The organism is Cupriavidus sp. CER-90, from assembly GCF_057652055.1.
The window spans coordinates 1,056,182-1,080,170 of sequence record NZ_JBYGYM010000001.1 but is presented as its reverse complement, the minus strand read 5'-3'; the positions used below and the strand labels follow the sequence as shown (position 1 = coordinate 1,080,170).

Genomic DNA, 23,989 nt, shown 5'->3' with positions numbered 1-23,989 from the left:
ACCACGAGGTGTCAGGCATGCGTGCAATGAAAGCAATCCTGCCGTCGCGCATCGCGCGTAACGTCCTGCCGCTGGTGCTGGGCGCGGCGCTGATGTCGGCTGCGCAGGCCCAGAAACCGTTCGATACGCCCGAGGCCGCCATGAATGCGTTTGGTGACGCCGTGGCCACCAGCAATGACGCGGCCATGACGGCGCTGCTGGGCCCGGCGTCCCGCCGCCTGATCCCGCCGGTGGGCGCGGAGCAGCGATATCGCTTCCTGTCGGCCTGGAGCGAGTCGCACCGCATCGAGGGTGGCGAAGACGGCACTGCGCGCGTGGTGGTGGGCAACAATGGCTGGACGCTGCCGATACCGCTGGTCAAGGCAGCCAACGGGCGCTGGCATTTCGATGCGAAGCAGGGCATCGACGAGATCCGCTTGCGGCGCATCGGGCGGAACGAACTGTCCACCATCCAGACCATGCTGGCGATCTACGACGCCCAGCACGACTACGCGCTGGGCAACCATGAAGGCAATGGCCTGACGGTCTATGCGCGCAAGCTGGTCAGTTCGCCGGGCAAGAAGGACGGGCTCTACTGGCCCACCCAAGCGGGCGAACCGGAGAGCCCGCTGGGGCCGGCGTTTATCGATGCCGTGTCGAGCCATCGCAGTGCATCGGACGGCTATAACGGCTATCGCTTCAAGCTGCTCAACGGGCAGGGCCCGACCGCCCCGGGCGGCAAGTACACGTATCTGGTCAACGGCAAGCTGTTCGGCGGGTTTGCGGTGCTGGCATGGCCCGCCCGCTATGGCGATACCGGCATCAAAAGCTTCATGGTCAGCCACGACGGCCAGGTCTACGAGCGCGACCTCGGCCGCGACACCGGCAAGCGGGCTGCCGCCATCGATACGTTCGATCCTGGCTCGGGATGGAGCAAGGTGGCGCCCGAACTGCTGCAGCCCGTGACATCGGGCAACGCCGACTAGGCAGGCGGCCCGCGCCGGCTGCGCGTTCGATCCGCACAATGCCCTGGCCGGTGAAAACACCGGGCCAGGGCATTTTGTCTTTCGGCTGTCCTTATTTGGCTATTGGCGCGCACCCGGCGTGCCAATTTTGTTTGGCATGCCGGCGGATGCTAAGCAGGCTTTTGAATTCCGGCGAGATGCCGCGAAAAGTATGGAGTGAGCGTCCTGCCGGGCAGTATCGGGTACCGCGGCGGGCGCTTCAATATGAACGCCAGATTAATGTCAGCCACGGCGTGTGCTGATATTTTTTTCGGCCGTGTTTCATCTTTACGGATCAAGAGAAGTAAAGATTGCAATCGTGAAGCCATCGACCTACTTTGATAGGGCACTAACGGAATATCCAGAAAAAGCAATAAGCATCAATCGTGTTTGGCGTGGGGTAGTCACGCACAGGGACGTTCCATGGATCTGGGCGCAGCGGCCCGCAGTTGGCCGCTGCCCGTCGTAGGGCCCGCTCGCCCTGGCTGGCTCCCCGTTCTGTCTGGGAGACCATAATGAATCGACGGTTGTTCATGAGCCTGCCTTCACTGGCATTGGCGCCGGCTTTGTTTGCCTGTACCACCAACATGTCCGGCAGCGATGCGGCGGCCAAGCGGCGCGAGATCGATGCCGGGGTGGACGGCACCATGAGCAAGCTGTTCTCGTCTGCCAGTTCGGCGCAGGCGCTGTCGCAGCAGGCCAAGGGCATACTCGTCTTTCCCAAGATCCTGGCCGCGGGCTTTATCGTCGGTGCCGAGTATGGCGAAGGGTCGCTGCGGGTGAACAATGCGCCGGTGGGCTATTACCGCACCACGACCGCATCGTTCGGCTTGCAGGCCGGCGCACAGTCCAAGGCGCTCATCCTGATGTTCATGACCGACGACGCGCTACAGGCGTTCCAGGCCAGCAAGGGCTGGACCGCAGGCGTGGACGGATCGGTGGCGCTGGCGACCATCGGCGCAAACGGGCAAGTCGACACCAACACGACCCGCGCGCCCATCGTCGGATTCGTGCTGACCAACGCGGGGCTGATGGCCAATCTGTCGCTGGAAGGCACCAAGATCAGCAAGCTCGATATCTGAGCGTGCGTGTCTGACCATGAGATGGGTCACGATCTTGCTGCTGGGGGCGTCCGTCGCGCTGGCGACGGGCGCGCTGCCGCGACCGCGCGCCGTACCGCGGCGGCGGGGCGATACGCTGCGCGTGATCGATACCAGTCCTTTCTCCGATATCGCCAGCCGCCCCGGCATGGTCGAACTGGCCGGGTCGCTGGCACATGAACTGAATCAGCCGCTGACTGCCATCACCAGCAACGCCCAGGCTGCGCGCGAATACCTGATGTCGGGCACGCCAGATCAGGGCGAGATCCGAGACATCCTCGATGACATCGTCAGCGACGCCTCGCGCGCCAGCGACATCGTCAAGGGCGTGCGGGCCCTGATCCGCGGCGAGGCCCCACACCTGGTGCCGTTCCAGATTGGCGACGTGATCGCGCGTGCGCTGGACCTGGTGCGCGACGAAGCCCGGACGCGCGAGGTGACCGTGGATGGTACGACGGATGGAGCGTTGCCGCGCGCCGTGGGCGACCCGATGGAAATCCAGCTGGTGCTGCTGAACCTGCTGGTGAATGCGCTGGATGCGGTGGAGGCAGCGCACGCACGTGGTGCGCGCAAGGTATCGGTCGGCGCATCGGCGCAGGACGGCCTGTTGAAGCTGACCGTGCGCGACAACGGCTGCGGCGTGGCCGAGGGCGACCTCGACAAGATTTTCCGGCCGTTCTTTTCCTCGAAGCCCAAGGGCATGGGCCTGGGCCTGTCGTTCAGCCGCGCACTCATGGAACGCAATGGCGGCCGGCTGCGCGCCATCCGGAACAGCGACCGGGGCATGACGTTCGAATGCCTGCTGCGCACCGAGCTGTCGGCCTCGGCCACGGCCCATCATCGCGGACATGCGGTGGTTGCGGCGCGGTTCAGGACTGCATTTTCCCGGAGGTAAGACTCCATGCTCGCAACCAGGATCACCATCTACATCGTTGACGATGACGATAGCGTGCGGCGCGCGCTGGGCCGTGTGCTGGGCGCGCACGGCTACCTGAGCGCCGGGTTTGCGTCAGCCAGCCAGTTCCTGGAAGAAGCCGATCTGGACAACGCGCCCGGCTGCATGCTGCTGGACCTGCAGCTGCCCGACATCAGCGGCATCGACCTGCAGCAGGCGCTGTGCAGCCGGATTCCGGTCATCATCCTGACCGGGCATGCCGACGTGGCCAGCGCGGTGCTGACGATGCAGGCGGGCGCCATCGACTTCCTGCAAAAGCCGGTATCCGACGTGCAGCTGCTGGCCGCAGTCAGCAAGGGCTGCGACTGCGCCGCGCGGCTGTTTGCGCAGGCCAGCGAATTGCGCGACCTGAAGAAGAAGATCGACCGCCTGACGCCTCGCGAGCGCGAGGTGCTGGCGTGGATCGTGACGGGATTCCGGAACAAGCAGGTGGCCAACCGGCTGGGCACGGTGGAGAAAACCATCAAGGTGCATCGCGCCCACGTGATGCAGAAGCTCGAAGTGGATTCCCTGCCGGCACTCGTCCGCATTGCCGACCGCATGGGCATGGTGGCCGATCCGGCCGCCTGAGCACGGCCCTTCCCGCGCCGGTGTGGCGCAAAATCCCGCGCACCCGCTGGACCATGGGCCAATATCGCCCGCCGCGCCTGTCTCGTAGCCTAATCAGTACGTGCTTACGATCGGCTGCGCAACGTGCAAATGGGTGCTACGGGAAACTTCGTGGTGGTTGTCGACGACGACGCGTCAGTGGCGCGCTCCACGTCGCGGCTATTGCGTGCCGCGGGCATCACGGTCGACACCTTTACCAGCGGCGCCGATTTCCTTTCCCGCATCCACGGCAGGCCGGTCTATCGGCCGTTCTGCGTGATTCTCGATGTCTGCATGCCCGGGATCGACGGGCTGGAAGTGCAGCAGCAACTGGCCGGCCTGGCCTTGCCGCTGATCTTCATCACCGCCCACGAGGTGCCCGAGGCACGCGACAAGGCCCTGGCGGCGGGCGCCGTCGGCTATCTGCGCAAGCCTTTCGACGCTGCACAGCTGGTGGATCTGGTACGTAGCGTGATGCCTTAGCCCCATGCCTTTGGTCCTTGGTCCAATTGTCATTCAGGCCGCAGCAGGCACACTCTTATCAAGGCGCGCGGCAGTCACCCTGCCATACGCGTGTATCGCGGGTCGAACAGGAGGACCGGCAAATGTCGCTACTGATGATTTCCAACCTCCACCCGGACACCACGGCGGAGCAGGTAAAGGAATTCCTTGGCCGCTACGGCTTTCCGGCGCCCGACGAGATCGAGCGGCAGGAGGGCGACGGCACGCGGCCGTCGATGACGCTGACGTTCCGGTCGGTGGACATCGGCGCGCTGCAGCAGCTCGTCCCACGCATCCACGGCGTGTTCTGGAATGGCCACAAGATCAATGCGCTGATCCTGCGCGAACACTTCAGGTAATCGCACAAGTCTCGCGTGGCCCTCGGCCGGCGCGGGCAGGAGATACGACGATGGCAAGCGGTCTGGTATCCAAGCGCGGTCGGTGGGCATTGCCGGTCCTGGCCGCACTGGCGGTGACCGGCTGCCACAAGCAGGAGGCCAAGGCGCCGGCCGCACCCCCGGTGGCCGAAGTCGGCGTGGTCAAGGTGGCGCTGCACGACGTGCCGCTGACCTACGAGTTCGTGGGCGAAACGCAGAGTTCCCAGCAGGTGGAAATCCGGGCCCGCGTAAGTGGCTTCCTGGAGCAGCGCCTCTACACCGAAGGCGCGATGGTCAAGGCCGGCCAGGTCATGTTTCGCATGGACCAGAAGCCGTTCCAGGCCGCGCTCGATGCCGCGCAGGCCGAACTGGCCCAGCAGCAGGCCCGACTGACCACCGCGCGATCCAACCTGGCGCGCGTCAAGCCGCTGGCGGCCAAGAACGCATTGAGCCAGAAGGACCTCGATGAAGCCACCGGCCAGGAACAGGCCGCCGCCGCCGCCGTGGAAGCGGCCCGGGCCAACGTCACCAACGCCAAGCTGAATCTCGGCTACACGACGATCACGTCGCCGGTGAATGGCCTGTCCAGCTACGCCAAGAAGCAGGTGGGATCCTATATCGACGCCACCAACAGCCTGCTCACCTATGTGGCCAAGCTCGATCCCATCTGGATCAACTTCAGCCTGTCCGAGAACGAGGTGCTGCAATACCAGTCGCAGACCGCGTCCGGCACGATCCGCATGCCCGAGCGCGGCGCGATGGAGGTGGAGATCGTGCTGGCCGACGGCACCACGTATCCGCAGCGCGGGCGTATCGCCTTCGCCGATGCGTCGTTCAACTCCGAGACCGGCACCTACCTGATCCGCGCCGAAATGCCGAACAACAAGGGCATGCTGCGTCCGGGCCAGTTCGTGCGCGTGCGACTGATCGGCGCGGTGCGCACCAAGGCCATCACCGTGCCGCAGGAAGCCGTGGTGCAGGGCCAGCGCGGCCAGTCCGTCTGGCTGGTGGGCAAGGAGAACAAGGCCGAGTCGCGCGTGATCGACGTGGGCGAATGGTCGCAGGGCAACTGGGTGGTACGTTCGGGCCTGCGTGAGGGCGATACCGTGATCGTCGATGGTGCGATTCGCCTCGCGCCGGGCGCGCCGGTCAAGCCGGTGGCGGCGGCGCCGCGCCAGGCCAGCGACGGGCCATCGCCGGTGCCGCCGTCGGCGCCGCCCGCGCGGCCGGCGGCGCCGGGTGCCCCCGGTGGGGCGGAAGCCGGCAAGGGTGCGGCGTCATGAAACTGTCCCACTTCTTTATCGACCGCCCGATCTTTGCGTCGGTGCTGTCGATCATCATCGTCGTGGGCGGGATGGTGGCGCTGTTCAACCTGCCGATCGCCCAGTTTCCGGACATCACGCCACCCAGCATCACGGTGTCCACCACGTATCCGGGCGCCAGCTCGGAAGTGGTGGCGCAGAACGTGGCGGCGCCGATCGAGCAGCAGGTGAACGGTGCGGACAACATGCTGTACATGTCGTCCACCAGTTCGTCCACGGGCAATATCACGCTGACCACGTACTTCGAGATCGGCACCGACCCGGCACTGGCGCAGGTCGATGTGCAGAACCGCGTCAACCTGGCCTTGCCGACCCTGCCCGACGCCGTGACCAAGCAGGGCGTGACCGTGGAAAAGCGGTCGCAGGCGTTCATGATGGTGATTGCCGTCTATTCGCCCGACAACAGCTACCCGCAGACCTTCGTCGACAACTACACCAGCATCTACATCCTCGATTCGCTCAAGCGCATCCCGGGTGCCAACCAGTCGTCCATCTTCGGCACGCCGGACTACGCCATGCGCATCTGGCTCAAGCCGGACCGCATGGCGCAGCTCGGCATCACGGCCGAGGACGTCAAGACCGCGGTGGCCAACCAGAACGAGCAGTTCTCGGCCGGGCGCATCGGCAGTTCGCCCACGTCGGAGCCGGTCAAGCAGACGTTCCCGGTGACCACCAAGGGCCGCATGACCGAGCCGGCCGAGTTCGAGAACATCATCCTGCGTGCGGCATCGGGCGACGCCGCGCTGGTGCGGCTCAAGGATATCGGCCGCGCCGAACTGGGTTCGAAGGACTACTCGCTGCGCAGCCGCTACAAGGGCAAGACGGCCACGCTGCTGGCCGTGTACCAGCAGCCGGGCGCCAATGCGCTGGCCGTGGCCGGCCAGGTGCGCAAGGCGCTGGAGGAAGCCAAGAAGACATTCCCGCCGGGCCTGGAATACGAAATCGCGCTCGACACCACCGAGTTCGTGCATGAGTCGATCAACGAGGTGGTCCACACCTTGCGCGACGCGGTGATCCTGGTGATTCTGGTGGTGTACCTGTTCCTGCAGAGTTTCCGCGCCACGCTGGTGCCGATCCTGGCGGTGCCGGTGTCGATCATCGGCACGTTCACCGCCATGGCCGCGTTCGGCTTCTCGGTGAACATGCTCACGCTGTTCGGCATGGTGCTGGCCATCGGCATTGTGGTGGACGACGCCATCGTGGTGATCGAGAACGTCGAGCGCAACATGATGGAGTTCCACATGCCGCCCAAGGAGGCCGCCAAGGCCGCCATGGACGAAGTGGGCGGCCCGGTGATCGCCATCGTGCTGGTGCTGCTGGCGGTGTTCATCCCGGTGGCGTTCCTGTCGGGCATCACGGGCCAGCTATACAAGCAGTTCGCCATCACGCTGGCGGTATCGGTGCTGCTGTCCGGGGTGGTGGCGCTGACGCTGTCGCCGGCGCTGGCGGCCATCCTGCTCAAGCCGGGCAGCCACGAGAAGAACCGCTTCTTCCGCTGGTTCAACCGCAGTTTCGACCGGCTGGTGGAAGGCTATGGCGCGACGGTGCAGGCCGTGATCCGGCGCACGGCAATTTCGGTGGGCATCGTCATCGCGCTGATCGTGGCCGCCGTGCTGATGTTCATGCGCATTCCGTCATCGTTCCTGCCGGTGGAGGACCAGGGCTATCTGCTCGGCGCGGTCATCATGCCCGACGCGGCCAGCCTGGACCGCACCGGCGCGGTATCGAAACGGGCCGCCGAGTGGTTCGAGAAGCAGCCGGCCGTGAAATCGGTGGCGGTGCCGGACGGCTACAGCCTGATCGACTCGCAGAACAAGTCGAACGCCGGCACGCTGTTCATCACGCTGAAGGGCTTCCATGAGCGCGGCAAGGGCGAAAGCGCGGCCGACCTGATCGCGCAGGCCAACAAGGAGTTTTCGACCTATCGCGAAGGGCTGGTGATTCCGGTGAATCCGCCGTCGATCCCGGGGCTGGGCACCACGGGCGGCTTCGAATTCTGGCTGCAGAGCACCGGCGACGGCACCTACCAGCAGCTGGAGGAACGCACGCGCGCGTTCATCGCCAAGGCCCGGCAGCGCCCGGAGCTGCGCGGCGTGAGCACGACGATCAACACGCGGTCGCGGCAGCTGCTGGTTGACCTCGACCGCGAGCGGGCCGAGACGCAGGGCGTACCCGTGGAGCAGGTGTACTCCGCGCTGCAGACGATGTTCGGGTCGTTGTACGTGAGCCAGTTCCCGAAGAACAGCCGGCTGTTCCAGGTGATCCTGCAGGCCGAGCCCGAGTACCGGTCGAAGCCCGAGGATATCGACAAGGTGTACGTGCGCAATTCGCGCAACGAGATGGTGCCGATCAAGGCCGTGACCACGGCGCGCTATGTGGCCGGCGCCGATCTGGTGACGCGGTTCAACAATTTCCCGGCGGCCAAGATCACCGGCGATGCCGCGCCGGGGTACAGCTCGGGCCAGGCGCTGCAGGCCATGGAGGAAGTGGCCGCCGAGGTGCTGGGCCCGGGCTACAGCTATGCGTGGAGCGGGCAGGCCTATGAGGAAAAGAAGGCCGGGTCCACGGCGGCGATGGTGTTCGCGTTCGCCTTGCTGATGGTGTTTCTGATCCTGGCGGCGCAGTACGAGAAATGGTCGCTGCCGATCGGGGTGCTGCTGGCCGTGCCGTTCGCGCTGTTCGGTGCGCTGGTGGGCATCCTGATGCGGGGCATGGAGAACGACGTGTACTTCCAGATCGGCCTGACGGTGCTGATCGCCCTGGCCGCCAAGAATGCCATCCTGATCTTCGAATTCGCGGTGGAGATGCGCGTCAAGGAGGGGCTGAGCCCGTATGACGCGGCGGTCAAGGCGTCCAAGATGCGGCTGCGCCCGATCATCATGACGTCGCTGGCGTTCATCCTCGGCTGTATCCCGCTGGCCATCGCAAGCGGCGCGTCGGCGGCCAGCCGCCAGTCGCTGGGCACGGGCGTGATCGGCGGCATGCTTGGCGCCACGGTGATCGCCATCTTCTTTATCCCGATGTTCTTCTGGGGGCTGGAGCGCGAGAGCAAGAAGAAGCTCGCCAGGCAGGCCGGGAAGGATGCCGGGCCTGGCACCGACCCCGCGGCACCCTCCGGAGGCACGCTATGAGCCCGCGCGGCTTGCGGGCGCGAGCCCTGGTGCCGGGGCTGGCGGCGATGACGCTGCTGGCCGGCGGCTGCACCGTGGGGCCGGACTACGTGCGCCCGGACGTGGCGGTACCGGAGACCTACCGCTTCGCGCCCGAAACGCCGCAGGCGGCCGACGTGGTCACCACGCAATACTGGTGGTCGCAGATCGGGGATCCGGTGCTCGACGACCTGATCGCCACGGCGCGCGCGCACAACTACGACGTGCTGATTGCCACGGCGCGCGTGGAGGAATACTACGGACGCGTGATGACCACGCGGGCCGGGCTGTTCCCGCAGGTGGGAGCAGAGGCGGGCGGCAGCCGGCAGCGCATCAGCACCAGCAGCGGCACCTTGCTGCCCATCGACAACCCGTTCAACTCGGTCAAGGCCGACGTCTACGCGTCGTGGGAGCTCGACCTGTTCGGGCGCATCCGGCGCATGACCGAAGCGGCGCGGGCGGAGTGGGCGGCTTCCGAACAGGCGCGCCGCAGCACGGAGATCAGCGTGGTGGCGGCGGTGGCCAGCGGCTACATCACGTTGCGCGACCTCGACAACCGCCTGCGTATCGCGCAGGACACGCTGACCAGCCGCGAGGGCGCGCTGCAGGTGTTCCGCGAGCGGTTCCAGGGCGGCGTGGTGTCGGAGGTCGAGTATGCGCAGTCGCGCTCCGAGTATGCGTCGGCCCAGGCTTCGGTCGAGCAGTTCCGGCAACTGGTGGCACAGCAGGAAGACTTGCTGGCCGTGCTGGTTGGCGACAACCCGCGCGCCATGCCGCGTGGCAAGTCGATCGACGAACTGATTCTGCCGGTGGTGCCGGTGGGCCTGCCGTCCTCGCTGCTGGAACAGCGCCCGGACCTGCTGCAGGCCGAACAATCGCTGGTGGCGGCCAACGCGCAGATTGGCGCCGCCCGCGCGCAGTATTTCCCGACGATTTCGCTGACCGGCATGTTCGGCGCGGCCAGCACCGCGCTCTCCGGACTGTGGGTGGGTTCGTCCAGGGCGTGGTCGTATGGTGGCCTGATCAGCGTGCCGATCTTCACCGCCGGTGCGATTGCCGGTGACGTGAAGCAGGCCGAGGCACGCCAGAAGCAGGCGCTCTACGGCTACCAGCAGGCGGTGCAGACCGCGTTCCGCGAGGTGGCCGATGCGCTGGCCGGCGTGCAGTACACGCGCAGCCAGCTCCTGGCCAAGAACGACCAGGTGGATGCGCTGTCGCGCTACGCACTGCTGGCGCGCGACCGGTACGAAGGCGGCTACACCAGCTACCTCGAGGTGCTCGATTCCGAACGTTCGCTGTTTTCCGCGCAACTCGAACAGTCGACGTTGCGTGGCACGGAGTTTGGCCAGTTGGTCCAGCTCTACAAGGCGCTGGGCGGCGGGTGGCCCGTCGACAGCGCACCCCAGGCCAGCGTGAACCAGCCGGCCAGCCCCGCCAAGGAGTGATTCATGTCCAGATCCAGCATTCCGGCCGCGTTGCTCGCCGCCACCGTCATGGTTGGCCTGAGCGCCGGCGCCCTCGCACAGTCGAAACCCATCGCCTATCCGGCCAAGGGACAAAGCCAGGCCACGCAGCAGGAGGATGACGGCTACTGCTACTCGTGGGCCAAGTCGAACACCGGCATCGATCCGGCGCAGGTTGCCGCCGCGCCGCCGCCCGCGCCCAGCGGGCCGGCCGTGGGCGGCGGCGAGCGGGTGGGCGGCGCGGCGCGCGGCGCGGCGGGCGGTGCGGTCATTGGCGCCATTGCGGGCGATGCCGGCAAGGGCGCCGCAGCCGGCGCGGCCGTGGGCACGATGGCGGGTGGCCACCGCGCACGGCAGAACCAGCGCAATGCGCAGGCCAACGCGCAATCGCAGCAGTCCGGCGCCATGAATACCTATTACCGCGCGTATTCGGCCTGCATGCAGGGGCGCGGCTACACGATCCAATAACCAGGGAGGACGTCATATGTTCAAGCGAGTCGCCATTACCGCTGCAGTGCTGCTGAGCCTGTCGGCAGTGTCATACGCCCAGCCGGACGTGAAGACGGACGTGCAACGGTCGCCCGGGCAGACCACGGCCACCGGCACGGCCAAGGTCAACGCCACCATCACCGCCATCGACGCCGCGTCGCGCAAGGTCACACTCAAGACCCAGGCCGGCAAGGTCGTGGACATGACGGTGGGCGAAGAGGCGCGCAACTTCGACCAGCTGCGCGTGGGCGACAAGGTTGCCGTCGAGTACACGGAGGCCCTGACCGTGAGCCTGAAGAAGGGCAGCGGGGCAGCGACCATGCAGGAACGCGAGATTTCCGAGCGTTCCGAACCCGGCGCCAAGCCGGGTGGCCGGGTGGGGCGCGAGGTGACCGTGGTGGCACAGGTCGTCAAGGTCGACAAGGAAAAGAACATCGTCACGGTCAAGGGGCCGCGTGGCCACACGGTGGATCTGCTGGTGGAAGACCCCGAGCAGATGAAGGCCGTGAAGAAGGGTGACCGCGTGCAGGCTGTCTATACTGAGGCAGTCGCGGTGTCGGTCACACCGGGTGCGGCGAAGTAGCGGCGTTCCCGATCCAGTCTGGCCAGCAGTGAAGGAGGCAGCCTCGATGTTCAGTGCAAAATGGCATGGCCTGTGCGCGGCCGCGCTGCTGGGCCTGGCCTGGCCAGCGCATGCGTATTACGATCACTTCCTCAGCGGCACCATCATCGGCACGCTGGACAAGGATCAGGTGGCGGCGCTGCGCACCGCATTCGGGAAGACGCTGACGGAATCCGATGACGGTGCCAGCGTGCCGTTCCACCTGGACGCCAGCACCAGCAACGCCAAGAGCAAGGCCACGGATGGCACGTTCACGCCGCTCAAGACGCGTACGGAAAATGGCCAGCGTTGCCGCAAGGTGCGCAGCGAACTGCGGCAGCCGGGCCGGCAGCCGGAACGCTGGACAGGCTGGTATTGCCAGCAATCGGACGGCGACTGGAAGAAGACGATGATCAAGGACTGACCGACGTCCGGTGGCGGGGCGCCTGGCCCCGGCCGCCGGGCGGCGGGTTCAGAACTTCTCGGGAATGTAGCGGTACGGATAGTCGGGCGCCTTGTAGTTGCCCGACTTCTGGCGCGCCGGCAGCGTGACCTTCTTGCTCTTGATGCGCTCGTACGGCACGGAGTCGAGCAGGTGGCTGATGATGTTCAGCCGGGCGCGCCGCTTGTTGTCGGAGCGCACCACGTGCCACGGGGCAAAGTCGGTATCCGAGGCTTCGAACATCGCGTCGCGGGCGCGCGAGTAGTCGTACCAGCGGCTGTACGACTTCAGGTCCATGTCCGTCAGCTTCCAGGTCTTGCGCCCGTCCTCGATGCGCGACTGCAGCCGGCGTGTCTGCTCTTCCGGCGTGACTTCGAGCCAGTATTTGAGCAGCAGCACGTTGGACCCGACGATGGCGCGTTCCATCAGCGGCACGGCACGCAGGAACACGTCCACCTGTTCCTCGCTGGCAAAGCCCATCACGCGTTCCACGCCGGCCCGGTTGTACCAGCTGCGGTCGAAGATCACCACTTCGCCCGCGGCGGGCAGATGGGGGATGTACCGTTGCATGTACATCTGGCTCTTCTCGCGCTCGGTGGGTGCGGGCAGCGCCACCACACGGAACACGCGCGGGCTGACCCGCTCGGTGATGGCCTTGATGGTGCCGCCCTTGCCGGCGCCGTCCCGCCCCTCGAAGACGATGCACACCTTGGTGCCGCTGGCCTTGATCCAGTTCTGCATGTGCACCAGTTCCACATGCAGCCCGGCCAGCGCCTCGTCATAGTCCTTGCGGCTCAATGCGGTGCCCGCCTCCGCCTCGCTTTCGGCGCGCCGTGCCTGTTTTGCCATGTCAGCTCCCAGAGTGTGGATGGGACACTTTCCCCGAGTATCAATCTGGACACTGGGTCGGGCTTTGGCAATGGACCTTGGTCCAATGCTTGGCCCAAGGACCAATTGCTTTGCGCCGGTGCTTGGCTGACTCTAGCTGGAGAACCTGTTCGAGTTTGCCATCATGCATAAATGCGGTGTCGTTATGATGGCGGGGGCGCTGTGGCTGGCCGTGCTGGGCATCTTCTTCAGCGATCCCAGCGGGCAGATGCCGGACAAGCTGAACCTGTTCAGGCTGGCAATGCGCGGCCTGGAGGTGCAGATGTTCCGGACCGGCAGCGACCCGCCGCGCTATCTGGTCAATGTGCTCGCCCGCGACTGGCTGATCGGTTGCGTGGTGCTGTTCGCCGCCGGCGCCGTCGTGTTCCTGATCGCGCGCCGGCGCCAGGTCGCCTGATGGCGTGCCCGCTGCCCCGCTCGCAATCCGCCGCACAAGGGAGGTCATCCCATGCTGCAAGCCCCGTATTCCAGCGCGACCGCGTCGCGCACGCTGATCGATTCGCTGATCCGTTTCGGCCTGATCGCGCTGCTGTCGGTCTTCTGCTTCCAGATCTTCAAGCCGTTCATGAACCTGCTGCTGTGGTCGGTGATCCTGGCCATCACGATGTATCCGCTGCAGGTGTGGCTGCGTGGCAAGGTCTTTGACGGCGAAGGCCGCACCGCCACGCTGATCATCGTGGTGGTGATTGCCGTGGTGATGGTGCCGACCTACCTGCTGGGCATTGCGCTGATCGAATCGGTCGAGCATGCCATGGCGATCGCCAAGACCGGTGAATTCACGATCCCGCCGCCGCCCGAGGCGGTGGCCGGCTGGCCTGTCATCGGACGGCGGCTCCATGACGCCTGGCTGATGGCATCCACCGATGCCGGCGGGCTGATCCAGAAGCTTGGTCCGCAGATCAAGACGGCCAGCCTTGGCTTGCTGGGAGCCATCGGTGGCGTGGGGGTGGGGCTGCTGGTCTTCGTCGGTGCGCTGATCATCGCCGGCATCATCATGGCCTATGGCGAACTGGGCACGCGCAGCGCGGAGCGAATTGCGTCACGTCTCACCAGCCCGGAACGCGGGCCGCGTATCACGGCGCTGTGCACGGCGACCGTGCGCGCGGTGGCCCAGGGCGTGGTGGGCATCGCGTTCATCCAGATGCTGCTGATCGGCGTCGCCTTCATCATCAAGGGCGTGCCGGGTGCGGGGCTGCTGGCGCTGGCGGTGCTGCTGCTGGGCATCATGCAGCTGCCTGCCACGCTGATCACGGTGCCGGTGATCGTGCTGGTGTTCGCGGCCGAGGGCGCTTCCGGCGCCAACGTCGTGTTTGCAATCTACGTGTTCATCGCGGGGCTGTCTGACAATGTGCTCAAGCCGCTGCTGCTGGGGCGCGGCGTGGACGTGCCCATGCCGGTCATCCTGATCGGCGCGCTGGGGGGCATGGTCACCGGGGGCGTGATCGGCCTGTTCATCGGCCCGATCGTGCTGGCGGTGGGCTATCAGCTGTTCTGGCAATGGGTGGAAGATCCGCCGCCGCGTATCGAGGTGGAAGCCGAAGCGCCGCACAGTGTGCCCGACATCACCGGGGCAGACATCACCAGGGGATAAACCGTGGCCGCGTCCGCCCGCGCCTGGCTGGCCCTGGCCGCCGTGCTTGGCGGATGCGCACGGGTGGGGCCCGATTTCCAGCCGCAGCCCGAGCCGTGGACCGGCACGTGGCACAGCGATGCCGTCGAGCAGGCCAGCGTCCAGCAGGCGACGCCAGACGTGCGCCAATGGTGGCAGGTGTTTGGCGACCCGGTACTCGACACGCTGATGACGGCAGCCGACGCCGGCAATGCCGACGTGCGGATTGCCGGCTTGCGCGTGATGGAAGCGCGCGCCCAGCTGGGCATTGCGCTCGCGGGCCGCTATCCGCAGATGCAGCAGGCCAGCGCCTCGGCCATGTATGTCCATAGCCGCCAGTCCGGTCCCACCGCGCAGAGCGCGCGGCTGTGGGAATACAGCGCGGGCGTGGACGTCGGCTGGGAGCTTGATTTCTGGGGTCGTTTTGCGCGCGCGATCGAATCGGCCGATGCCGGTTACTTTGCCGCCCAGGCCAATCGCGAGTCGGTGCTGGTGCTGCTGCATGCCCAGCTGGCCACGACTTACTTTGCCGTACGCACGGCCGAAGCCCGGCTGCGCATCGCGCGCGACAATGCGCGGCTGCAGAAGCGCAGCTTCGAGATCACGGAACGGCTGTTCAAGGGCGGCGAGAGCGACGAACTCGACTTCCAGCAGGCGCGTACCCAGTACCTTGGCACGTTGAGCAGCATCCCGGAACTGGAAAACCAGATCGGCCAGGCGCGCAACGCGCTGGTGGTGCTGCTGGGCCGGCCGCCCGGTCCGTTGCCTGAACTGGCGGACGCTGCCGACCGCGAGGGCGTGCTGCCATTGATCGATCGCGCTGTGCTGCAGGATGTACCGGCCAACCTGCTGTTGCGCCGCGCCGACATCCGTGCGGCCGAATTCCGCATCGCGGCCCAGTCCGCGCTGATCGGCGTGGCCAAGGCCGACCTGTATCCGGCCGTCACGCTGATGGGCAGCATCGGCTGGACGGCGGCATCGCTGCCCGGCACCCAGAACGGCCTGCTGCTGGTGGGCGGACCCAGCGTGCGCTGGAACATCTTTGACTACGGGCGCATCGTCAACAACGTGCGCGTGCAGGACGCGCGGCTGCAACAACTGATCGTCGACTACCAGGCGGCCGTGCGGCAGGCCGCGCGCGAAGCCGACGATGCGGCCAGCGGGCTGGACAAGGCGCTGCAGCGCGAGCGCATCCTGGGCCAGGCGGCCCAGTCGGCGGAGCGGTCGCTGTCGCTGGCGAACACGGTGTTCCGCGAAGGGTATTCGGATTTTCAGCGTGTGCTTGACGCACAGCGCGCGCTGTTCGCGCAGCAGGATGCGTATCTGGTCAATCGAGGCAACGCCGTGAACTACCTGGTCGGGCTGTACAAGGCACTTGGTGGCGGCTGGGACACCACGGCGCCGCTGCTCGACGCCGGCACGCGGACCCAGATGCAGCAGCGCACCAACTGGGGCGGGCTGATCGACGAAGTGTCGCCGCCGCCGGCGGCCAGCCTTCCGGCGCAGACGGGGAGCGCACGCCCATGAACGACACGCGTACTGGCGACGCCGCCATCGACGACAAGCCGGCCACGGGCGGCGGCACCCCCGCGCCGTCCGTCCAGGAGCCCGCGGCCGATCCGTCGCACAAGGCGCTGCGCTGGGTGGTGGGGCTGATCGTGCTGAGCCTGGCGTGGTATCTGCTGGCCGACCGGTTCACGCCTTACACACAGCAGGCGCGCGTGCAGGCGTTCGTGATTCCGGTGGCCTCCGAGGTGCCGGGCCGCGTGACGCGCGTCTACGTGCAGAACAACCAGAACGTGGCGGCCGGCACCGTGCTGTTCGATGTCGATCCCCAGCACTACAGGATCGCGCTGGACCGCGCACGGGCCGACCTGGAAACCACGCGGCGCGGCATCGGCGCCAATACCGCCGGCATCGATTCGGCCCGGGCGTCGCTGCGGGCCGCGCAGGCCAATGAACTGAAGGCGCAGCAGGACAGCGAGCGGCTGGAGCGGCTGTATCGCGAGGACCCGGGCACCGTGTCGGTCCGCCGCCTGGAGGTGGCACGGGCCACGCACACGCAGGCCATCAGCCAGGTGGCCGCGGCGCGGGCCGAGGTGGAGCGTGCGCGCGAGCAGCAGGGCGGCAGCGACGACGACAATGCCAAGCTGCGCAGTGCCGCCGCCGCCGTGGACAAGGCCGAGCTGGACCTGGCCAACGCGCAGGTACGGGCGCGTACGGCCGGCCTGATTACGGACCTGCGCACCGAAACGGGCCAGTACGCGGCAGCGGGCGCGCCCTTGATGACGCTGATCGCCATCCACGATGTCTGGATCAGCGCCGACATGACCGAGAACAACCTTGGCCATCTGGTGCCCGGCTCGCCGGTGCGGATCGTGCTGGATGCATTGCCGGGCACCGTGCTCACCGGCAAGGTGCGCAGCATCGGCTATGGCGTCAGCGCCGGCCAGAGTACGCCGCCGGGCACCCTGCCGACGATCCAGAACAGCCGCGACTGGCTGCGGCCCGCGCAGCGATTCCCGGTGATCGTTGACATCGACCCCGGGCAGCTGCCCACGTTGCGCGGCGTGCGCGTGGGCGGGCAGGCCGAGGTGATGGCATTTCCGACCGAAGGCAATCCGCTGAACCTGCTGGGCCGCGCGTTCCTGCGCGTCATGAGCTGGGTGTCGTATGTCTACTGACGCCGCGTTGGCCATGCGCGCGATGCTGGCGCGCCGTGCCTTGCGGCTGGCGCTGGGCACGGCGGCCTGCCTGGCCGTGAGTTTCGGCATGCAGTGGGCGGTGCCCGTGATGGCGCCGGTGCTGGCGGTCTTCCTGTTTGCGACGTTGGACCGGCCGTTGCCGTTCAAGGCAGGCGTGGGCCTGGCGCTGGTGGTCATGCTGACGACCGGCAGCGGCATGCTGCTGGTGCCGTTCCTGCGCCATGCGCCGCTGACCGGCGTGCTGATGGCGGGCCTGTGCCTGTTTCTGGCGTTCCGCCATGGGCTGCGCGGCGGCAACAACCTCGTGTCGACGTTCCTGGTGGCGGGCGTCACGCTGATTTCAGCGGCGGGCACCGCCAACAGCGCGCTGGCGCTGACCGTGATTGGCGCGCTGGTGCGCGGGCTGCTGTGCGCGGTGCTGATGCTGGGCATCTGTTACCTGCTGATTCCCGAACCGGGCGGGCCGCGCATGCCGCAGAAGCCAGGCGCCGCCCCCGGGGATGCGGATGTCATGGCGCTGCGCGCCACGCTGGTGGTGATGCCGCCGTTCCTGCTGGCAATGGCGGACCCGGCCGCGTATCTGCCCATCATCATGAAGGCGGTCAGCCTGGGGCGGCAGAGCTGCAGCACGACGGCGCGGGGTGCGGCGCTGGAACTGGTGGGCTCCACGCTGATGGGCGGGGCGCTGGCCATCCTGTGCTGGCTGGCGCTGGGGCTGTTCGTCCACATCTGGATGTTCTTCCTCTGGATGCTGCTGTTCGGGCTCTGGGTGGCGCGCCGGCTGTTCCGGCTGCGGCCGGGACGCATGTCGCCCGGCTTCTGGCTGAACAGCCTCGTCACGATGATCATCCTGCTGGGGCAGTCCGTGGCGGACAGCGCGGCGGGCAAGGATGTCTACCAGGCGTTCATGGTGCGCATGGGGCTGTTTGTCGGCGTGTCGCTGTACGCGTGGTTGATGATTGCGCTGCTGGACCGGCGTGCCGCGCCGGTGCCGGCGTAGGCTGAGGGAGACCGTCATGCAATTGCACCTGCTGGTTGCCGCCCCCGTGATGCTGCTGTGCCTGCTGCTGCAATGCGGGGCCGTGGCGCTGTGCCTGCGGCGCTATGCGCGGTTCCAGAACAAGTGGCAGGGGCTTGAACCGCTGTGGATGGACGCCGTGCTGCTGACGTCCGTGATGCTGCTGACGCTGTTCTGCAACTTCGCGCAGATGGTGGTGTGGGCGGGCCTGTTCATGGTGCTGGGCGAGTTCGACACGCTTGGCGCGGCGCTGTATCACTCGGCGGTGAACTTCGCCACGCTCGGCTACGGCGATATCGTGATGTCGTCCCGCTGGCGCATGCTCGGGCCGATCGAATCGGCGCTGGGCATCCTGATGTTCGGCCTGTCCACGGCGCTGATGACGGCCGCGGTCCTTGACGTGGTCAAGAGCCAGATGGCCCGGCTGCGGGAGGCCGGGCCGTCCTGACGCACGGGCCAACGCCCGTTGTCTGGGGTCAGGTGCAGTTGGCGCGGTAGGTTTCTTCCAGCTGCTTGCGCGAATTGTCGCGCTCCAGCTTGGGAACGGCACGGCCCTGGGCACTTTGCGTGGCGGTGCCGGGCGACGTGTAGGCGCGCTGCTTCGACGTACCGTTCAGTTCCTGCAGCAGCGCGTCGCAACGTTCGCGTTTGGCGTCGGCCGGACTTGCAGACGGGGCCGACGGGGGGCGGTAGGGGTTGCCGCCTTCCCGTACCGCATCGGAGATGGCCGCGGCACCCGAACTCGGCATTTGCTGCGCGTGCGCGGGCATCGCGCCCAGACTGAGGCTCAGCGCGCCGGTGGCGACGATCAGGCACTGCAACGGCTTCATGGCGTTCGGCATGCGGGCTCCGCGTTCGGGTTCAGGGTGGGGTGGCAAACGTCGCTGATGCGTCGGGATGCGTCGGGATGCGTAGTGACGCGTAGTACGTTTTCCTAGCCTAGACGCAGCCGTCCCGTGCCGCAAGGGCAGCCGAAGCGACCTTGCGGGCTCCGGTCAGCGCGGGCTGGTGTGCCGTCGCCGCCAGACGATCGGCGCCTCGCCGAACTGCGCGGAGAACCAGCGCGTGAACGCCGCGGCCGACCCGTAGCCCAGCAGTTCGGACACCCGCAGCAGGGAATAGTCGGGATTGGCGACGTATCGTTGCGCCAGGTCGCGCCGCACGCCATTGACGATGTCCGAGAAGGTCTCGCCGGAGGCGTCAAGCTGGCGTTGCATGGTGCGCAGGCTCATGCCCAGCCCCTGCGCCACGGCCTCGCTGGTGGCGCGTCCCATCGGCAACATCAGGTAGACGGCATTGCGAACCTCGCGCCCGATCGATGCGTCGTTCACGCGCGGCAGCGATTCCACCACCCGCTCGGCGTGGCGCGCCATGGCGGGATTGCCGGTCGGGTTCGGCGTGTCCAGGTCAGCGGCCAGGCAGACGATGCCGTTGAACTCGCTGCCGAACTCCAGCGGGCAGCCGAACAGGCGCCGATGCACATCCAGGTCCGGCGGCGCCGCGTGCGTGAAATTCACGCTTTGCGGATGCCATTGCGGCCCCAGCAGGGCGCGGCACAGCCGGAACACCACGCCCAGCGCCAGTTCCGTGGCCTGCCGCGAGGGCGTATCAAGCACCACTTCCTGCCGGATCAGCACGATCTTGTCGGACGCTTCCAGCAGGATGGCCACCGATTCGTTGACCAGATGCCGGTAGCGGATGATGGTTTCCAGCGCGTCGCGCAACGTGGGCTGCTGGCTGATCAGCAGGCTCATGAGCCCGAAGTCCGACAACTGCCGCGACTCCGCCATGCGCAGGCCGAACGTGGGGCAGCCGGTGGCTTGCGCAGCGGCTTCGAGCAGCGTGGCGCAGGCCTGCACCGGAATGCGCTGCTCCGGATCGGCCAGCAGCGCCTGGCTCAGGCGAGCCGTGCGCAGCAGCGGCAGCGGATTGGCGCCCAGGCCATTCGCGACGTCGAAGAAGTTGGTCATCACCGCAGCGCGTACCAGGGTTTTCAAGCGAGTCTCCCGATGTTGTTTTTCGCCCGTCACATGCATGGGGCCATGACGCGTCGTTGGCGCGATGATAGGCGGCGATGGCATGAAATGCAAAGTGTCCGGATTGCGCTGCAAAGCAGCGCAGGCCTGCGGCTCCTACATTGAGGTCATGGCGGCGCAAGTGGTGCCGCCCTCAATCAGGAGACGATTTCCATGGCCAAGGCAGTGCGTATGTATGAAACCGGCGGACCCGAGGTGCTTCGCTACGAAGACGCCGAGGTAGGCGACCCGGGTCCGGGTCAGGTCCGCATCCGCCACGTGGCGGTGGGCCTCAACTATGCCGACACGTACTTCCGCAATGGCACCTACCCGGTGCCGCTGCCCGCGGGCATGGGCGTGGAAGCGTCGGGCGTGGTGCAGGCCGTGGGCGCCGGTGTGGCCAATGTGGCCGTGGGCGACCGCGTGACGTACACCGGCTTCGTGAACACGCTGGGTGCCTACAGCACCGAGCGCCTGGTGCCGGCCGCGCCGCTGATCCGCCTGCCGGAAAGCATCGGCTTCGAGACGGCCGCCGCCATGACCATGCGCGGCCTGACGTCGGCCTACCTGATGCGCCGCATTCACACCTTCCGCAAGGGCGACACGATCCTGTTGCACGCGGCGGCCGGCGGCGTGGGGCTGATCGTCTCGCAGTGGGCGCGCCTGCTGGGGCTGAACGTGATCGGCACGGTATCGACCGAAGAGAAGGGCGAGATTGCGCGGGCCCATGGCTGCCAGCACATCATCAACTACAGCCATGAGGACGTGGCGGCGCGCGTACGCGAACTGACCGATGGCGTGGGCGCCAACGTGGTGTTCGACAGCGTGGGCAAGAGCACCTTCATGGCATCGCTGGATTCGCTCAAGCGCCGTGGCCTGCTGGTGTGCGTGGGGACGGCCTCGGGCCCGATCCCGCCGTTCGATCCGGTGCTGCTGGCGATGAAGGGCTCGGTCTACGTGACGCGCCCGGCGCTGGCCGACTACATTGCCGACCCGGCCGAGAAGGCCGAACTGGCAGGCGAGCTGTTCGACCACGTGGGGTCTGGCCGCATTCGCATCGAGATCAACCAGCGTTATGCGCTGGAAGACGCGGTGCAGGCCCATCGCGACCTGGAGTCGCGCAAGACCACGGGGTCGTCGATCTTCGTCGTCTGAAGCGCTTGAGGAGACAGTCATGAAAGTACAACAACTGAGCTGTGCGCTGGGCGCCGAACTGGTGGGCGTGGATCTGGGCGAAGCCGTGCGCAACGACGACCTGTTCGGCGAGATCCGTGCGCAACTGCTGAAGCACCGCGTGCTGTTCCTGCGCAACCAGCAGTTCAGCCGGGCCGAGCACGTGGCCTTTGCCAGCCGCTTCGGCGCGCTGGAAGACCACCCGGTGGCGGGCAGCGATCCGGAGCATCCGGGCCTGGTGCGCATCTACAAGCGCCCGGACCAGCCCAACGACCGCTACGAGAACTGCTGGCACTCGGACACCACCTGGCGCGAGGCGCCGCAGTTCGGCGCGGTGCTGCGCTGCATCGAATGCCCGCCCGTGGGCGGCGACACGATGTGGGCCAACATGGCGCTGGCCTATGAGCGGCTGCCCGATACGGTCAAGGCACAGATTGCCGACCTGCGCGCCCGCCACAGCATCGAGGCCAGCTTCGGCGCGGCCATGCCGATCGAAAAGCGGCTGGCGCTCAAGGCCCAGTTCCCCGACGCGGAGCATCCGGTGGTGCGCACGCATCCCGATACCGGCGAGAAGGTGCTGTACGTGAACGGCTTCACCACGCACTTCACCAACTTCCACACCCCGGCGCGCGTGCGCTACGGCCAGGATGCCAACCCGGGCGCGGCCGACCTGCTGCGCTATCTGGTGTCGCAGGCGTACATCCCGGAATTCCAGGTGCGCTGGCGCTGGGAACCGAACAGCGTGGCGATCTGGGACAACACGGCCACCCAGCACTACGCGGTCATGGACTACGCGCCGTGCCACCGCAAGATGGAACGCGCCGGCATCGTCGGCAGCGTGCCGTACTGATCCGCATGCGGATCGGGCAGAACCCGCAAGACATGATGGACATGAAGGACAGAGCAGGCATGAAGGACAACCTCGTCGTTACCACCCCCTCGGCATACGCCTACCCGCTGCTGGTCAAGCAGCTGCTGACCAACGCGATGAGCCTGTATGGCGATCAGGAAATCAGCTATCGCGGCGAAATGCGCTACACGTATCGCGATTTCCACCAGCGTCTGGGCAAGCTCGCCAACGCGCTGGGGGCCCTGGGCGTGCGTCACGGCAGCACCGTGGCCGTGATGGACTGGGACAGCCATCGCTACCTGGAGTGCTACTTCGGTGTGCCGATGATGGGCGCCACGCTGTTCACGGTGAACGTGCGCCTGTCGCCGCAGCAGATTCTCTACACGCTGAACGATGCCGGCGCCGACGTGGTGCTGGTGCATCCGGACTTCCTGCCGGTGCTCGAACAGATCCGCGACAGCCTGGTGCGGCAGCCGCGCTTCGTGCTGATGGCCGACGGCCAGGACGTGCCCGCCGGCACCGTGCCGTTCGATGGCGAATACGAGGCCCTGCTGGGTGCCGCGCCGGCCGGGTTCGATTTTCCGGACTTCGACGAGCGCACCAAGGCCACCACGTTCTACACCACGGGCACCACGGGCGATCCCAAGGGCGTGTGCTACAGCCATCGCGACATCGTGCTGCACACGCTGACCACGGCCACCAGCCTGTGCTCGCCGCGTGACGGCCAGCGCATGCACCGTGAAGACGTGTACATGCCGATTACGCCGATGTTCCACGTGATGGCCTGGGGCATGCCGTTCGTGGCGATCATGCTGGGCCTGCGCACCGTGCTGCCGGGCCGCTACGTGCCGGCCACGCTGCTGCAGCTGCGCAAGACCGAAAAGGTCACCTTCTCGCACTGCGTGCCGACCATCCTGCAGATGCTGCTGCAGGCGGCGGACGAAGGCGATTGCAACCTGTGGGGCTGGAAGATGATCATCGGCGGCTCGGCGCTGCCGCCGGTGCTGTGCGAGGCGGCGCTGGCGCGGGGCATCGACATCTTTGCCGGCTATGGCATGTCGGAAACGGGCCCGATCGTCGCGCTGGCCCAGCTGCCGCCGGGCCATGTGCCGCTGACCCGCGAGGAGGAAGTGCGCATGCGCTGCGCCACGGGGCGCCCCGTGCCGCTGGCCGATTTCCGCATCGTCGGCCCCGATATGCGCGAAGTGCCGCACGACGGCAAGGCGCAGGGCGAGATCGTGCTGCGCGCGCCGTATCTGACCAAGTCGTACTTCCGCAAGCCGTCCGCGTCGGAGGACCTGTGGGCCGATGGCTACCTGCACACGCAGGACGTGGCGGTGATGGGCGAGGACGGGTTCGTGCAGATCGTGGACCGGCTCAAGGACGTGATCAAGACCGGCGGCGAATGGGTGTCGTCGATCGAGATCGAGAACCTGGTCACCCAGGTACCCGGCGTGCAGGAATGCGCGGTGGTGGGCGTGCCCGATGCGCGCTGGGGCGAACGGCCGATGGCCTACGTGGTGCGCAAGGCTGGCATCGAGGTGGACGCCCAGCAGATCCGCGCGGTACTGCTGGGTCATGTCGAAGCCCAGCGGCTGAGCAAGTTCGCGGTGCCCGAGAGCGACCGGATCGCGTTCGTCACGGCGATTCCGAAGACGAGCGTGGGCAAGATCGACAAGAAGCTGCTGCGGGAAAAGAAGGCAGCCTGAGGCAAAAGGGAAAATTGATGGCCGCCCCTCCCCGGCTCGGAGGGCGGCTTTT

24 protein-coding genes are annotated in these 23,989 nt (G+C 66.9%); 21 read left to right on the top strand and 3 right to left on the bottom strand.

Annotated elements, in window-relative coordinates; genetic code table 11:
• Positions 1-17 precede the first annotated feature (17 nt).
• The 12 genes from AC24R4_RS04855 (at position 18) to AC24R4_RS04800 (ending at position 11,952) form a co-directional block, all read left to right on the top strand.
• A complete protein-coding gene (locus AC24R4_RS04855; RefSeq protein WP_487522386.1) occupies positions 18-965 on the top strand; it encodes a DUF2950 domain-containing protein in 948 nt (315 codons plus the stop codon).
• 533 nt (positions 966-1,498) lie between these two features.
• Positions 1,499-2,065, top strand: coding sequence for a BPSL1445 family SYLF domain-containing lipoprotein (locus AC24R4_RS04850; RefSeq protein ID WP_487522385.1), 567 nt, complete (start codon positions 1,499-1,501; stop codon positions 2,063-2,065).
• A gap of 16 nt (positions 2,066-2,081) precedes the next feature.
• The gene (locus AC24R4_RS04845) at positions 2,082-2,978 is read left to right on the top strand and encodes a sensor histidine kinase (RefSeq protein WP_487522384.1); all 897 of its coding nucleotides are present in this window, start codon (positions 2,082-2,084) and stop codon (positions 2,976-2,978) included.
• Positions 2,979-2,984: 6 nt separating this feature from the next.
• The gene (locus tag AC24R4_RS04840) at positions 2,985-3,608 is read left to right on the top strand and encodes a response regulator transcription factor (RefSeq protein ID WP_487522383.1); all 624 of its coding nucleotides are present in this window, start codon (positions 2,985-2,987) and stop codon (positions 3,606-3,608) included.
• A 129-nt stretch (positions 3,609-3,737) separates the two neighbouring features.
• On the top strand, positions 3,738-4,109 hold the full coding sequence (locus AC24R4_RS04835; protein ID WP_487522382.1) for a response regulator transcription factor: 372 nt from the start codon (positions 3,738-3,740) through the stop codon (positions 4,107-4,109).
• A 122-nt stretch (positions 4,110-4,231) separates the two neighbouring features.
• Positions 4,232-4,486: an RNA recognition motif domain-containing protein gene (locus AC24R4_RS04830; protein ID WP_487522381.1), complete on the top strand. Its 255-nt coding sequence runs from the start codon at positions 4,232-4,234 to the stop codon at positions 4,484-4,486.
• 50 nt (positions 4,487-4,536) lie between these two features.
• Positions 4,537-5,787 (top strand): efflux RND transporter periplasmic adaptor subunit, encoded by a 1,251-nt coding sequence (locus AC24R4_RS04825; protein ID WP_487522380.1) that lies wholly within the window; start codon positions 4,537-4,539, stop codon positions 5,785-5,787.
• On the top strand, positions 5,784-8,957 hold the full coding sequence (locus AC24R4_RS04820; RefSeq protein ID WP_400395628.1) for an efflux RND transporter permease subunit: 3,174 nt from the start codon (positions 5,784-5,786) through the stop codon (positions 8,955-8,957). The genes AC24R4_RS04825 and AC24R4_RS04820 overlap by 4 nt, the downstream gene beginning before the upstream one ends.
• Positions 8,954-10,420 (top strand): efflux transporter outer membrane subunit, encoded by a 1,467-nt coding sequence (locus AC24R4_RS04815; RefSeq protein WP_487522379.1) that lies wholly within the window; start codon positions 8,954-8,956, stop codon positions 10,418-10,420. Before AC24R4_RS04820 ends, AC24R4_RS04815 begins: the two co-directional genes overlap by 4 nt.
• Positions 10,421-10,468: 48 nt before the next feature.
• Positions 10,469-10,906, top strand: coding sequence for a glycine zipper domain-containing protein (locus tag AC24R4_RS04810; protein WP_400396926.1), 438 nt, complete (start codon positions 10,469-10,471; stop codon positions 10,904-10,906).
• 16 nt (positions 10,907-10,922) lie between these two features.
• Positions 10,923-11,510, top strand: coding sequence for a hypothetical protein (locus tag AC24R4_RS04805; RefSeq protein ID WP_487522378.1), 588 nt, complete (start codon positions 10,923-10,925; stop codon positions 11,508-11,510).
• A gap of 46 nt (positions 11,511-11,556) precedes the next feature.
• Positions 11,557-11,952, top strand: a complete 396-nt coding sequence (locus tag AC24R4_RS04800) for a hypothetical protein (protein WP_487522377.1) — start codon at positions 11,557-11,559, stop codon at positions 11,950-11,952.
• A 48-nt stretch (positions 11,953-12,000) separates the two neighbouring features.
• On the opposite strand, the gene ppk2 is transcribed toward AC24R4_RS04800, so the two are convergent.
• Positions 12,001-12,819: a polyphosphate kinase 2 gene (gene ppk2, locus AC24R4_RS04795; protein WP_400397092.1), complete on the bottom strand. Its 819-nt coding sequence runs from the start codon at positions 12,817-12,819 to the stop codon at positions 12,001-12,003.
• 163 nt (positions 12,820-12,982) lie between these two features.
• On the opposite strand from ppk2, the gene AC24R4_RS04790 reads away from it, so the two are divergent.
• From AC24R4_RS04790 to AC24R4_RS04765, 6 genes are read left to right on the top strand one after another with little or no spacing between them, the layout of a single operon-like run.
• Entirely contained in the window at positions 12,983-13,255 is a 273-nt protein-coding gene (locus AC24R4_RS04790; RefSeq protein WP_487522376.1) for a hypothetical protein, read from the top strand.
• A 51-nt stretch (positions 13,256-13,306) separates the two neighbouring features.
• On the top strand, positions 13,307-14,449 hold the full coding sequence (locus AC24R4_RS04785; protein ID WP_487522375.1) for an AI-2E family transporter: 1,143 nt from the start codon (positions 13,307-13,309) through the stop codon (positions 14,447-14,449).
• Between the two features lie 3 nt (positions 14,450-14,452).
• Complete coding sequence (locus AC24R4_RS04780) at positions 14,453-15,994, top strand: efflux transporter outer membrane subunit (RefSeq protein WP_487522374.1); 1,542 nt, start codon at positions 14,453-14,455, stop codon at positions 15,992-15,994.
• Positions 15,991-17,151 carry an HlyD family secretion protein gene (locus AC24R4_RS04775; RefSeq protein ID WP_487522373.1) on the top strand — a complete coding sequence of 387 codons (1,161 nt, stop codon included), beginning with the start codon at positions 15,991-15,993 and terminating at the stop codon, positions 17,149-17,151. The genes AC24R4_RS04780 and AC24R4_RS04775 overlap by 4 nt, the downstream gene beginning before the upstream one ends.
• Positions 17,141-18,172, top strand: coding sequence for a DUF2955 domain-containing protein (locus AC24R4_RS04770; protein ID WP_487522372.1), 1,032 nt, complete (start codon positions 17,141-17,143; stop codon positions 18,170-18,172). The genes AC24R4_RS04775 and AC24R4_RS04770 overlap by 11 nt, the downstream gene beginning before the upstream one ends.
• Positions 18,173-18,188: 16 nt before the next feature.
• Entirely contained in the window at positions 18,189-18,638 is a 450-nt protein-coding gene (locus AC24R4_RS04765; protein ID WP_487522371.1) for an ion channel, read from the top strand.
• Positions 18,639-18,666: 28 nt separating this feature from the next.
• Here AC24R4_RS04765 and AC24R4_RS04760 read toward each other — a convergent pair whose 3' ends face one another.
• A complete protein-coding gene (locus tag AC24R4_RS04760) occupies positions 18,667-19,032 on the bottom strand; it encodes a hypothetical protein (RefSeq protein ID WP_487522370.1) in 366 nt (121 codons plus the stop codon).
• Between the two features lie 153 nt (positions 19,033-19,185).
• Positions 19,186-20,187 carry an AraC family transcriptional regulator gene (locus AC24R4_RS04755; protein ID WP_400396093.1) on the bottom strand — a complete coding sequence of 334 codons (1,002 nt, stop codon included), beginning with the start codon at positions 20,185-20,187 and terminating at the stop codon, positions 19,186-19,188.
• 192 nt (positions 20,188-20,379) lie between these two features.
• On the opposite strand from AC24R4_RS04755, the gene AC24R4_RS04750 reads away from it, so the two are divergent.
• From AC24R4_RS04750 to AC24R4_RS04740, 3 genes are read left to right on the top strand one after another with little or no spacing between them, the layout of a single operon-like run.
• Positions 20,380-21,360, top strand: coding sequence for a quinone oxidoreductase family protein (locus AC24R4_RS04750; RefSeq protein ID WP_153945832.1), 981 nt, complete (start codon positions 20,380-20,382; stop codon positions 21,358-21,360).
• Between the two features lie 19 nt (positions 21,361-21,379).
• Positions 21,380-22,228, top strand: a complete 849-nt coding sequence (locus AC24R4_RS04745) for a TauD/TfdA dioxygenase family protein (protein WP_153945833.1) — start codon at positions 21,380-21,382, stop codon at positions 22,226-22,228.
• A gap of 59 nt (positions 22,229-22,287) precedes the next feature.
• Positions 22,288-23,937, top strand: a complete 1,650-nt coding sequence (locus AC24R4_RS04740; RefSeq protein WP_487522985.1) for a long-chain fatty acid--CoA ligase — start codon at positions 22,288-22,290, stop codon at positions 23,935-23,937.
• Positions 23,938-23,989: the final 52 nt, after the last annotated feature.

Coding starts and splice junctions, on each gene's coding strand:
- AC24R4_RS04770 (WP_487522372.1), top strand. CDS start 17,141: ATGTCTACTGACGCCGCGTTGGCCATGCGCGCGATGCTGGCGCGCCGT.
- AC24R4_RS04815 (WP_487522379.1), top strand. CDS start 8,954: ATGAGCCCGCGCGGCTTGCGGGCGCGAGCCCTGGTGCCGGGGCTGGCG.
- AC24R4_RS04775 (WP_487522373.1), top strand. CDS start 15,991: ATGAACGACACGCGTACTGGCGACGCCGCCATCGACGACAAGCCGGCC.
- AC24R4_RS04855 (WP_487522386.1), top strand. CDS start 18: ATGCGTGCAATGAAAGCAATCCTGCCGTCGCGCATCGCGCGTAACGTC.
- AC24R4_RS04830 (WP_487522381.1), top strand. CDS start 4,232: ATGTCGCTACTGATGATTTCCAACCTCCACCCGGACACCACGGCGGAG.
- AC24R4_RS04790 (WP_487522376.1), top strand. CDS start 12,983: ATGCATAAATGCGGTGTCGTTATGATGGCGGGGGCGCTGTGGCTGGCC.
- ppk2 (WP_400397092.1), bottom strand. CDS start 12,819: ATGGCAAAACAGGCACGGCGCGCCGAAAGCGAGGCGGAGGCGGGCACC.
- AC24R4_RS04765 (WP_487522371.1), top strand. CDS start 18,189: ATGCAATTGCACCTGCTGGTTGCCGCCCCCGTGATGCTGCTGTGCCTG.
- AC24R4_RS04840 (WP_487522383.1), top strand. CDS start 2,985: ATGCTCGCAACCAGGATCACCATCTACATCGTTGACGATGACGATAGC.
- AC24R4_RS04845 (WP_487522384.1), top strand. CDS start 2,082: ATGAGATGGGTCACGATCTTGCTGCTGGGGGCGTCCGTCGCGCTGGCG.
- AC24R4_RS04800 (WP_487522377.1), top strand. CDS start 11,557: ATGTTCAGTGCAAAATGGCATGGCCTGTGCGCGGCCGCGCTGCTGGGC.
- AC24R4_RS04750 (WP_153945832.1), top strand. CDS start 20,380: ATGGCCAAGGCAGTGCGTATGTATGAAACCGGCGGACCCGAGGTGCTT.
- AC24R4_RS04850 (WP_487522385.1), top strand. CDS start 1,499: ATGAATCGACGGTTGTTCATGAGCCTGCCTTCACTGGCATTGGCGCCG.
- AC24R4_RS04740 (WP_487522985.1), top strand. CDS start 22,288: ATGAAGGACAACCTCGTCGTTACCACCCCCTCGGCATACGCCTACCCG.
- AC24R4_RS04820 (WP_400395628.1), top strand. CDS start 5,784: ATGAAACTGTCCCACTTCTTTATCGACCGCCCGATCTTTGCGTCGGTG.
- AC24R4_RS04745 (WP_153945833.1), top strand. CDS start 21,380: ATGAAAGTACAACAACTGAGCTGTGCGCTGGGCGCCGAACTGGTGGGC.
- AC24R4_RS04805 (WP_487522378.1), top strand. CDS start 10,923: ATGTTCAAGCGAGTCGCCATTACCGCTGCAGTGCTGCTGAGCCTGTCG.
- AC24R4_RS04760 (WP_487522370.1), bottom strand. CDS start 19,032: ATGCCGAACGCCATGAAGCCGTTGCAGTGCCTGATCGTCGCCACCGGC.
- AC24R4_RS04785 (WP_487522375.1), top strand. CDS start 13,307: ATGCTGCAAGCCCCGTATTCCAGCGCGACCGCGTCGCGCACGCTGATC.
- AC24R4_RS04825 (WP_487522380.1), top strand. CDS start 4,537: ATGGCAAGCGGTCTGGTATCCAAGCGCGGTCGGTGGGCATTGCCGGTC.
- AC24R4_RS04810 (WP_400396926.1), top strand. CDS start 10,469: ATGGTTGGCCTGAGCGCCGGCGCCCTCGCACAGTCGAAACCCATCGCC.
- AC24R4_RS04835 (WP_487522382.1), top strand. CDS start 3,738: ATGGGTGCTACGGGAAACTTCGTGGTGGTTGTCGACGACGACGCGTCA.